The following is a 10379-nucleotide window of genomic DNA, read 5'->3' as shown; positions in this document are numbered from 1 at the left end:
TAATAAGTTAAATTTAGTTTTGTGAATTTTTTAATTTGATAACTTTTGCAAAAACACATGTGCAGATATTGTTGATAAAAAATATTTTGATAAAGAAACTGATAAAAAAATTAAAATACCTTGATTATAAATATGATGAATAAGGAAACTAACATTGAAATAACAACTTATCCACAAACTTATCAACAACTTGTGAATAAGTTGTTATTTCTGTGGCTACAATTTACTCAAGTTATCAACAGTTTAATTTTATAATAGCAAATTATCAACAGATTATCAATAAGAAAAATAATTTTGTCTACAGGTGTGTGTAGATGATTCTTAAGTTGTTGATAATTTTCTTATTTTAAAAAGTCTTGTTGACATCCTCCTTAATTAACGTTATAATTTTTATAGCATTTTTTAGGTTTTAGGAGGTGTGGCAATGCTTCGCACTTATCAACCCAAAAAAAGACATAGAAAAAAAGTGCACGGTTTTAGAAAGAGAATGTCTACCAAAAGCGGTCGCAATGTTTTAAAAAGAAGAAGACAAAAAGGTAGACATAGATTGACAGCGTGAGGCCTTTAGGGCCTTTTTTACAATCCGGAGGTATAAATGAGGAGAAAGATTGTAAAAATTAAAAAAAGTTATGAATTTAAAAAGGTTTATTCAAATGGAAAATCTGTTGCTAATCAGTTTGTTGTAATGTATTATATGGAAAATAATTTAGGTTTTAATAGAGTTGGCTATTCAGTGAGTAAAAAAATAGGTAAAAGTGTGGTAAGAAATAGAGTTAGAAGGCTTTTACATGAAAGTTTTAGACTTTTAGATATTGAGATAAAAACAGGTTTTGATATAATTTTTGTCGCAAGAGGAAAAATTGTAGAGGCTGATTTTCACACTTTAAAAAATTCCATGAGAAAATTAATTATGAAAACACCTCTTTATGCGGGGAATGAAAAATGAAAAATGTTGTTATTTTTTTAATTAAGTTGTATCAAAGATATATTTCGCCTATGAAGCCAAGGAGCTGTAGATTTTACCCAACTTGTTCTCAATATTCTATAGAAGCAATATCAAAGTATGGACTTTTAAAGGGCGGAATTATGTCAATTTGGCGGATTTTAAGGTGCAATCCCTTTAATCCCGGGGGATATGACCCTGTAAAATAAATTTTTGGAGGTATTATTATGACAACAATTGCTGTGTATTTAGGACAGTTGTTAGAATTTATACATCATTATGTAGGAAATTATGGTATCGCTATAATTATTTTTACTATTTTAATAAGAATACTTCTTTTGCCTTTTTATATACAGCAAATGAATACGATGAAAAAGATGAAAGAAATACAACCTCTTGTGCAGGAGCTTCAAAAGAAGTATGCTAAAGACCCTCAAAAATTAAACATGGAAACAATGAAATTGTATCAAGAGAAGAAAGTAAATCCCTTTGGTGGATGTTTACCTATGCTTTTGCCTTTGATAATATTGTGGCCGCTTTTTACAATGCTTAGAACTTATCCAGCTTTTTCAACTGCTTCTTTTTTATGGATACATAGTCTTGCACAAAAGGACCCTTATTATATAATTCCTATTTTAGCTGCTGTGACTACTTATATATCTTCTGCCATGGTAGCAACAGACAAAAGTCAAAATTCTATGAATATAATGATGTCAATTTTTATGGGATGGATAACTGTTTCTCTGCCGGCAGGAGTAGGAATATATTGGGTTACAAGCAATATATTTCAGATAGTGCAGCAGTATATTTTTATGAGAGAGACAAATACTGCTAAGGGGGAATCATAAGTTGAAAGAGCTTATAAGGACAGGCAAGACGGTGGAAGAAGCTGTAAATCTTGCCTTACAGGAATTTGGCGTACCGAGGGAAATGGTACAAGTGGAAGTGTTGGATGAAGGGGGTAAAGGTTTTCTAGGTCTTATAAGCAAGCAGGCGATAGTCAAAGTAATTTTAAAAGATGTAATAAAGGAGAGCGCTAAAAATTTTTTACAGCAAGTAATTGAGGCGATGAAATTAGATGTTAAGTTTGATATAGAAGAAGATGAGGATACTATAAAGTTTAATTTATATGGAAAAAATGTGGGGTTGTTGATAGGTCATAGGGGTGAGACATTAGATTCATTGCAATATCTTGTAAATGTTGTTGCCAGCAAGTATAGAGAATATGATAGATATAGAAGAATTATATTAGATGCAGAAAATTATAGAAAAAGAAGGGAAGAGACTCTAATTAGGCTTGCGAAAAAATTAGCCAAACAAGTAATGGAGACAAAAGAAAGCGTTGAATTAGAGCCTATGAGTCCTAATGAAAGGCGAATAATTCACATGGCTTTGCAGGACCATCCATATGTAGAGACTTATAGTGAAGGAGAGGAGCCTAATAGAAGAGTCATAATAGCTTTAAAATAATACCCTGTCAAGGGTTTTTTTTATATTTCTGATTGAAAAAGTGAAAACATTGGTATATTATTTTATAAGACAATTTTTTGGTTGGTGATGAAAATGGTTTTTGATACAATTGCAGCTATTTCCACTTTTCCAGGGGAAGCAGGAATTGGAATAGTTAGATTAAGTGGAGATGATGCTTTAGAAATAATTTCAAAAATTTTTAAACCCTATAAGTCTAAAGATATAAAAAAAGTGAAAAGTCATACTTTACATTATGGACATATAGTAGACCCTGAAACAGAAGAAGTTTATGATGAAGTTCTGGTATCTATTATGAAAAAACCTAATACTTATACGAGGGAAGATATAGTTGAAATAAATTGTCATGGAGGTATAGTAGTTACTTCCAAAATTCTTGAACTAGTATTAAAGCAAGGAGCGAGACTAGCGGAGCCAGGAGAATTTACAAAGAGGGCTTTCTTAAACGGAAGAATTGATTTGTCTCAGGCAGAAGCGGTCATAGATATAATAAGGGCAAAAACTATGCTTGCTAATAGATATGCTCAGAAACAGTTGGTTGGATATGTTGGAAGTAAAATAAAGGAAATGAAAGATAAAATCATGGGTCTATTAGTCCATCTTTTAGCTTTAATAGATTTTCCTGAAGAAGATGTGGAAGAACTTGAGAGAAAAGAAATATTAGAAACTGCTAAGGAAATAGTAGAAGATATCGATAAACTCATTGCATCTTCTGAAAGTGGAAGGATTATAAGAGAAGGACTTAAAACTGCCATAATTGGTAAACCAAATGTGGGTAAATCTTCTCTTTTAAATGCCTTATTAAAAGAAAATAGAGCCATTGTCACAGATATACCAGGAACTACCAGAGACATTATTGAAGAATATGTTAATGTAAAAGGTATTCCAATAAAGCTTATTGATACAGCAGGAATTAGAGATACAGATGAATTGGTGGAAAAAATAGGGGTTACTAAAAGCAAAGAAGTTCTGGCTGAAGCAGATTTAATATTGTTTGTGCTGGATGCCTCAAGAGAGTTGACTAAAGAAGACTACGAAATTTTTGACATTTTAACAGGTAAAAACATCATATTTGTGTTGAATAAGATAGATCTACCTAAAAAAATTGATGAAAAAGAATTAAAAGATCTTACCAAAGATGGTATAATAATAGAGGTTTCGACTGTTGAAAAAATTGGATTAGAAGAATTAGAAAACACTATTTATAATTTGGTGTTTAGAGGAGACATAAGTTTGAGGGAAGATGAAATAGTCATAAATTCGCGGCACAAAGAAGCGCTCATTAATGCTAAAAAGTATATGGAAAGCTGTGTTGAAGCTATTGAAGGGGGGTATAGTGAAGACCTAATTACAATTGATTTAAATGCGGCTCTTGACCAATTAGGTAAAATTACTGGAGAGACGGCAACTGAGGATTTAATAAATGAAATTTTTGAGAGATTTTGTGTGGGAAAGTAGGTGAAAGTATGAATTTTATTGCTGGTGAATACGATGTTGCAGTTGTTGGGTTGGGACATGCGGGCAGTGAGGCTGCTCTCGCTTGTGCAAGGTTGGGACTTAAAACAGTGGGTTTTGCTGTCAACTTAGATTCTATTGCTTTGATGGCTTGCAATCCTTCTATTGGAGGCCCTGCCAAGGCTCAGTTGGTGAGAGAGATTGACGCTTTAGGTGGGGAAATGGCTATAAATACAGACAAATCTTTATTACAAATTCGTACTTTGAATACCAGTAAAGGCCCTGCTGTAAGGTCTTTGAGAGCACAAGTTGACAAAAAACTTTACCAGATGAACATGAAGTACACTTTAGAAAGACAAGAAAACCTTGATATAAAACAGGCGGAAATTGTAGACATTTTGGTAGAAGACAACAAAGTTACAGGGGTTGTAACAAAATTAGGTGCGATATATAAATGTAAAGCTTGTATTATTACTACAGGTACCTTCTTAAAAGGAAGAGTTATAATTGGTGATGTAAGTTTTGACAGTGGACCTAGCGGACTTTTTCCAGCTAATCAGCTTTCTGAGACTTTGAAAAGATTAGGTTTTAAATTGATGAGATTTAAAACAGGTACTCCTGCGAGAGTTGATAAAAGAAGTATTGATTTTTCCAAAATGGAAATACAGCCGGGGGATGAAGTCATTACTCCTTTTTCCTATATGCATGATAAAATCGAAATAGAACAGTTGCCCTGTTGGCTCACTTATACGAATAAAAGAACTCATGAAATAATAATGGCAAATATTCACCGTTCTCCTCTTTTTAGTGGTGAAATAACAGGGGTAGGAGTAAGATACTGTCCTTCTATTGAAGATAAAGTTGTAAAGTTTCCTCACAAAGAAAGACATCAAATTTTTATTGAACCAGAAGGATTAAATACTTATGAAATGTATGTACAAGGTATGTCTTCTAGTTTGCCTGAAGATGTGCAACTGGAATTTTTGAGGACTGTTCCTGGCCTTGAAAATGTAAGAGTGATGAGGCCAGCTTATGCTATTGAATATGACTGTATAGACCCAACGCAATTAAAAGCTACTTTAGAATCTAAAAAAATTGAAGGGTTGTACTTTGCAGGACAAGTCAATGGTACATCTGGATATGAAGAAGCGGCTGCTCAAGGTTTGATGGCGGGAATAAATGCTGCTATGAAGCTTTTAAACAAACCTTCTGTGATTTTGGATAGGTCTCAAGCTTATATAGGAGTGTTGATTGATGATTTAGTTACAAAAGGTACAAATGAGCCTTATAGGATGCTTACTTCGAGAGCTGAATATAGACTTTTATTAAGACAAGATAATGCAGATTTTAGATTGACAGAACTAGGGTATAAAATCGGCCTTGTAACAGAAGAAAGATATCAAAAATTTTTAAAGAAGAAGATCCAGTTAGAAAAAGAAATGCGAAGACTTCTTGGCGTTATGATAAAACCTTCTGAGGAAGTCAACAATTTTCTCATATCTAAAGGAAGTACTCCTTTAGTTACAGGAGTTGACCTTTATACTTTGCTAAAGCGACCTGAAATTGATTATAAGTCTACTAAATTTTTGGATAAAAACAGGCCCGATGATATTTTAGACAGTGTTGCTGAACAAATAGACATAAATATTAAATATGAAGGATATATAATGAAACAACTAAGGCAAGTTGAACACTTTAAAGCATTAGAAAACAAAAAGATTCCAGAAGATATTGATTATTATCAAATTCATGGTTTAAGCAATGAAGCAAAAGAAAAATTGACAAAAATAAGACCTACTTCAATTGGACAGGCTTCTCGTATTTCAGGAGTTTCGCCTGCTGATATTTCTGTGCTTTTAATTTACATGCAGCAGTTAAGGAGAAATAAAGAAGATGAAGAACAAATCGGTTGAAATGCTAATTGAGGGCGCTAAAGAGTGGGGTATATTTTTGGAAATGTTCCATGTGGAACATTTCCAAAAATATTATGCTCTTTTATTGGAATGGAATCAGAAGATGAATTTAACGGCAATTACAGAAGAAAGTGAAGTTGTGATTAAGCATTTCTTAGATAGCTTATCTGTGGTTAAGAGTGGAAAAATAAAAGAGGAAGAAAAAATTATAGATGTTGGTACAGGTGCTGGTTTTCCTTGTATTCCTTTAAAAATTGTGTTCCCTAAATTAAAAGCTACTCTTTTAGACTCTTCTAAAAAAAGAATTACTTTTTTAGAAGAGGTTATAAATAAATTGGGTATAAATGAAATAGAATTAATTCACGGAAGAGCAGAAGATATAGGAAAAGACATAAAATATAGAGAACAATTTGATTTATCCATGGCAAGAGCTGTTGCACCTTTAAATATTTTGTTGGAGTACACTCTTCCTTTTGTAAAAGTAGATGGTTATTTTATTGCTTTAAAAGGAAGAGAGATTGAAGAGGAAATAGAAAATAGTCAAAGAGCTTTGAAGGAATTAAAGGGGGAAATCGAGGAAGTAAAGGAAATTAAACTTCCTTATAGTGATATAGTTCATCATTTGGTGATTATTAAAAAAATAGACAATTGCCCTACAAAGTATCCTAGAAGGGCAAATGCTATACAAAGATCTCCTTTATAAACTTAAAGGAGAAAATTTCGGCGACTAAACATAAGCTTCCCCTCGGACTCCGTAGCGTCGGGCACATTCGGCGTCCTTGCCTTATGCCCGCCTTCGCCCTCCTTGGCTTCGGCCCTGCCTCCGTTCCTCGGTCTCGCTAAGTTTAGTTGGCGCTTTGTAACAAGTCGCTTCACAAATGCAAAATGCCTCTTTTATATGAAAAAAGGTTTGTCTACAGTCTGGCAGTCTAAAATTACTTTTAGACTGTTTTTTTTATTTTTATAAAATTTTTTGTGGTATAATTTTAATATAAATATCCTAAATAACTTACCAATCTTGGAATGAGGGAAGAAAAAATGTTAAAATTTAGAGCGAGCTTTTTAGTTGCGAGAGTGGTCATTGTTGAAGAAGGAAAAGTTCTCTTAGTAAAACATCAAGATGGGGAGGAAATAGCATGGGTTTTTCCTGGAGGCAGAGTAGAAGAAAATGAGTCAGTAGCAGCAGCTGCTATAAGAGAATGTAAAGAAGAGACAGGCTATGACATTAAACTTAAAGGTGTCTGTTATATTCAGGAATATGATATTTACTATGTGACGTATTTTTATTCTTCTATTATTGGGGGAAATTTGACCTTAGGGAGTGACCCTGAATTTCCTAAAGAGAAACAGATTTTAAAAGAGGTAAAATGGATTGACCTTAAGGATTTGAAAAACTATCAAGTTTATCCCCAAAAATTGGCAGAGCTTATACAGCAAAAAAATTTTTTTAATAACCTTATTCCAATTCCCGAAACTTTTTTATAATTTTTAACAATATATTTGAATTTAAGGAGGAATTTTACATTATTTGTCGAATATATATTGTAGAAAAATTTTTTAATTGTTTTAAGAGCGGGGTGTGTAAAAGTGGTATCGAGTAAAACACAAGAAATTTGTTATTTGCCTATTGATTCAATAAGGCCTAATCCATATCAGCCGCGAAAGAACTTTGATATAAAGAATTTACAAGAATTAGCAGAGTCCATTAAAGCTTATGGGGTATTGCAACCTATTACTGTAAGAATGGTGTACAATAATTTTTATGAGTTAGTAGCGGGGGAAAGGCGGTTAAGGGCTTCTAAATTGGCAGGTCTTGCGGAGATACCAGCGATAATTATAAACGCGCAAGATGAAGACTCGGCTGTTTTAGCTTTAATTGAAAATTTACAAAGAGAAAATCTCAATTTTATTGAAGAGGCGGAAGCATATTACAATTTAATAAACGACCACCATTTAACACAGGAACAATTAGCAAGGATTTTGGGTAAAAGCCAATCAACTATTGCTAACAAATTAAGGATTTTGAAGCTTAGCAAAGAGATAAAAGAACAGCTATTGGAAAATGATTTAACGGAGCGGCATGCCAGGGCACTTTTGAGACTTCCTGATGAAGAGCTACAAAAAAAGGCACTAGAAATAATTATAAAGAAAAAATTAAACGTGAGTCAAACAGAAAAATTGATACAAGACATGATAGACAAAATAACAAAGCAACCGGAACAAGTTAAAAAAGAAAACAAAAAAATGATGAAATTTTATAAGGACATAAGAATTTTTGTAAATACAGTGAAACAAGCTGTAGATTTGATGAAAAAATCTGGTGTGCCGGCAGAGTATATTGAAAATGATAAGGAAGAGTATATAGAGTTTGTAATCAAAATTTCAAAAAAGTAAAAGTTTTTTCACCCCCCTTGATAATGTTCCATGTGGAACATTGATATAAACAATGATATAATAAACATATAAATTGATAACTCTTAAACCGGTATTTGCATGCAAAAGGGGGTGAAAAAATGGGCAAAGTTATTGCCATCGCAAATCAAAAAGGTGGAGTTGGTAAAACCACCACAACTATAAACTTAGGATATTCTTTAGCAACACAAGGGAAAAAAGTTTTATGTATAGATATAGATCCTCAAAGTAATATGACGAGTGGCTTTGGGATAAACCCGGCTTCTTTAAAGCACACTACATATACGGTACTGATTGAAGATGAAGACATAAGAAATGCAATAATACCTTTAAAGGATTTAAAAGTTTCAATTGTTCCATCTAGTATTCAATTGGCAGGGGCAGAGATTGAATTGGTCCCTATGCTTTCACGAGAATATAAATTAAAAAATGCTGTAAATCAAATTAAAGATGAATTTGATTATATATTAATAGATTGTCCTCCATCACTTGGACTTTTGACTATAAATGCTCTTACTGCTGCTGATTCAGTAATTGTTCCAATTCAGTGTGAATATTATGCTTTAGAAGGACTTACCCAGCTTATGAATACAATCAATCTTGTAAAAAAGAGTCTGAACCCTGAATTGGAAATAGAGGGTGTAGTTCTTACTATGTTTAACGCTCGGACAAACTTATCTATACAAGTGGTAGATGAGGTGAAAAAATTTTTTAAAGACAAAGTTTATGGAACAATTATTCCACGAAATATTCGCTTGGGGGAAGCACCAAGTTTTGGAAAACCAATTTCTATATATGACCCTAGTTCTAAAGGAGCAGAGGCATATGATGAATTGGCAGTAGAAGTGATAGAAAGGGCAGGAATATAAAAAATTACGAAGGTGGTGGTGAAATGGCGGGCAAAAAGGGGTTAGGCAGAGGATTACAAGCTCTTATACCGGAATATCGAACAGAGGAACCACAAGGGGTAGAAACGATAAATATAGCCTATATTCATCCCAATCAATACCAACCGAGAAAACAATTTGATGAAGATAGTTTGAAAGAATTAGCAGAATCTATTAAACAAAATGGAGTTATTCAGCCAATTATAGTAAGAAAAGTAGATTCTGGATATCAAATAGTAGCAGGGGAAAGACGTTGGAGAGCTGCTAAAATTGCGGGACTTTCTGAAATACCAGCAATTGTAAGGGATTTTGATGATTTACAGGTCATGGAAATAGCTTTGATCGAAAATTTGCAAAGGGAAGATTTAAATCCCATTGAAGAAGCAAAAGCATATAAAGCATTGATAGAACAATTTAATCTTACACAAGAAGAGATATCTAAAAAAATTGGCAAGAGCCGTTCGGTAATTGCAAATAGCATAAGGCTTTTAAATCTCGACGATAGAGTACAAGAAATGTTAGTGAAAGGTGATATAACAATAGGCCATGCAAAAGTTATACTTTCTTTGCCAAATAAAAGTTTACAGTATGAGGCAGCAAAAAAAGTTGTGGAAGAAAATTTAAACGTAAGAGAAACAGAGAACTTGGTGAAAAATCTTTTACGAAAAAATGAAAAAAACTCTCAAAAGACAAAATCAAACAAAATAGATGTACATATTAAAGAAATAGAAGATGATTTGTGTAGTTTTTTAGGAACAAAAGTAAAGATATCACAAAAAAGTAAAGATAGAGGAATTATACAAATAGAATATTATAGCGAAGAAGATTTGACAAGAATTATTGAAATCATTTATGGAAAAGGCTAAAAAGTCTCCTATTTTTATGGAGGCTTTTAATTTTATCCAATTTTGCAGTAATTTTACCATTTTTAAAGCAAAACGAGAGATTTAATTAGGTACGTGTAAAATTTCAGTAGGTAATGTTGCTGACATTTTGCACAAGAGAAGCGACTTGACAGAGCAGAAGCTAAACTTAGCGAGACTGAGAGAGGTCGGCGGGGCCGGAGCCTTGTGAGGGCGGAGGCGGGCACTAATACAAGGATGTCGAATGTGCCCGGAACCCTGCCGGAGTCCGAGGTCGAGCGTTAGTTTAGCCTGCGATGTCACTGGAGCAAACTGTGCAAAATGTCAGCATATTATTCACCTATTAACTTTTGACACACACTTTAATTAGTTTTTTGTTGCTAATGAGAAAAAATAAATATAAAATATAGTTAAGAAC

12 protein-coding genes are annotated in these 10379 nt (G+C 33.1%); all 12 read left to right on the top strand.

Features of this window, described 5'->3' with window-relative positions; genetic code table 11:
* Positions 1–424: 424 nt before the first annotated feature.
* Entirely contained in the window at positions 425–559 is a 135-nt protein-coding gene (rpmH, locus tag THEBR_RS11620; protein ID WP_003867410.1) for a 50S ribosomal protein L34, read from the top strand.
* Positions 560–595: 36 nt separating this feature from the next.
* Complete coding sequence (rnpA, locus tag THEBR_RS11615; protein ID WP_009052053.1) at positions 596–946, top strand: ribonuclease P protein component; 351 nt, start codon at positions 596–598, stop codon at positions 944–946.
* Positions 943–1152 carry a membrane protein insertion efficiency factor YidD gene (gene yidD, locus THEBR_RS11610; protein WP_009052054.1) on the top strand — a complete coding sequence of 70 codons (210 nt, stop codon included), beginning with the start codon at positions 943–945 and terminating at the stop codon, positions 1150–1152. The genes rnpA and yidD overlap by 4 nt, the downstream gene beginning before the upstream one ends.
* Before the next feature lie 18 nt (positions 1153–1170).
* Positions 1171–1791 (top strand): YidC/Oxa1 family membrane protein insertase, encoded by a 621-nt coding sequence (locus THEBR_RS11605; protein WP_009052055.1) that lies wholly within the window; start codon positions 1171–1173, stop codon positions 1789–1791.
* A 1-nt stretch (position 1792) separates the two neighbouring features.
* Complete coding sequence (gene jag / locus THEBR_RS11600; RefSeq protein WP_009052056.1) at positions 1793–2413, top strand: RNA-binding cell elongation regulator Jag/EloR; 621 nt, start codon at positions 1793–1795, stop codon at positions 2411–2413.
* Between the two features lie 93 nt (positions 2414–2506).
* Positions 2507–3889: a tRNA uridine-5-carboxymethylaminomethyl(34) synthesis GTPase MnmE gene (gene mnmE, locus THEBR_RS11595; RefSeq protein ID WP_012269839.1), complete on the top strand. Its 1383-nt coding sequence runs from the start codon at positions 2507–2509 to the stop codon at positions 3887–3889.
* Between the two features lie 8 nt (positions 3890–3897).
* Positions 3898–5799, top strand: coding sequence for a tRNA uridine-5-carboxymethylaminomethyl(34) synthesis enzyme MnmG (mnmG, locus tag THEBR_RS11590; protein ID WP_003867415.1), 1902 nt, complete (start codon positions 3898–3900; stop codon positions 5797–5799).
* A complete protein-coding gene (rsmG, locus tag THEBR_RS11585) occupies positions 5780–6502 on the top strand; it encodes a 16S rRNA (guanine(527)-N(7))-methyltransferase RsmG (protein ID WP_012269838.1) in 723 nt (240 codons plus the stop codon). The genes mnmG and rsmG overlap by 20 nt, the downstream gene beginning before the upstream one ends.
* Positions 6503–6837: 335 nt before the next feature.
* A complete protein-coding gene (locus THEBR_RS11580; RefSeq protein ID WP_003867417.1) occupies positions 6838–7284 on the top strand; it encodes an NUDIX domain-containing protein in 447 nt (148 codons plus the stop codon).
* Between the two features lie 102 nt (positions 7285–7386).
* Positions 7387–8193, top strand: coding sequence for a nucleoid occlusion protein (gene noc, locus THEBR_RS11575; RefSeq protein WP_012269837.1), 807 nt, complete (start codon positions 7387–7389; stop codon positions 8191–8193).
* A gap of 119 nt (positions 8194–8312) precedes the next feature.
* A complete protein-coding gene (locus tag THEBR_RS11570; protein WP_012269836.1) occupies positions 8313–9080 on the top strand; it encodes a ParA family protein in 768 nt (255 codons plus the stop codon).
* Positions 9081–9103: 23 nt separating this feature from the next.
* Positions 9104–9964 carry a ParB/RepB/Spo0J family partition protein gene (locus THEBR_RS11565; protein WP_012269835.1) on the top strand — a complete coding sequence of 287 codons (861 nt, stop codon included), beginning with the start codon at positions 9104–9106 and terminating at the stop codon, positions 9962–9964.
* Positions 9965–10379: the final 415 nt, after the last annotated feature.

This window comes from Thermoanaerobacter brockii subsp. finnii Ako-1 (genome assembly GCF_000175295.2).
Lineage (GTDB): Bacteria > Bacillota > Thermoanaerobacteria > Thermoanaerobacterales > Thermoanaerobacteraceae > Thermoanaerobacter > Thermoanaerobacter pseudethanolicus.
Note: the sequence above shows the minus strand (reverse complement) of the source record. Positions and strands in the feature narration are given on the sequence as shown.

Excerpts from the sequence above, each read along its gene's own strand:
- rnpA (WP_009052053.1), top strand. The coding sequence starts at position 596 with ATGAGGAGAAAGATTGTAAAAATTAAAAAAAGTTATGAATTTAAAAAG.
- mnmG (WP_003867415.1), top strand. The coding sequence starts at position 3,898 with ATGAATTTTATTGCTGGTGAATACGATGTTGCAGTTGTTGGGTTGGGA.
- mnmE (WP_012269839.1), top strand. The coding sequence starts at position 2,507 with ATGGTTTTTGATACAATTGCAGCTATTTCCACTTTTCCAGGGGAAGCA.
- THEBR_RS11565 (WP_012269835.1), top strand. The coding sequence starts at position 9,104 with ATGGCGGGCAAAAAGGGGTTAGGCAGAGGATTACAAGCTCTTATACCG.
- rpmH (WP_003867410.1), top strand. The coding sequence starts at position 425 with ATGCTTCGCACTTATCAACCCAAAAAAAGACATAGAAAAAAAGTGCAC.
- THEBR_RS11605 (WP_009052055.1), top strand. The coding sequence starts at position 1,171 with ATGACAACAATTGCTGTGTATTTAGGACAGTTGTTAGAATTTATACAT.
- rsmG (WP_012269838.1), top strand. The coding sequence starts at position 5,780 with ATGAAGAACAAATCGGTTGAAATGCTAATTGAGGGCGCTAAAGAGTGG.
- THEBR_RS11570 (WP_012269836.1), top strand. The coding sequence starts at position 8,313 with ATGGGCAAAGTTATTGCCATCGCAAATCAAAAAGGTGGAGTTGGTAAA.
- THEBR_RS11580 (WP_003867417.1), top strand. The coding sequence starts at position 6,838 with ATGTTAAAATTTAGAGCGAGCTTTTTAGTTGCGAGAGTGGTCATTGTT.
- yidD (WP_009052054.1), top strand. The coding sequence starts at position 943 with ATGAAAAATGTTGTTATTTTTTTAATTAAGTTGTATCAAAGATATATT.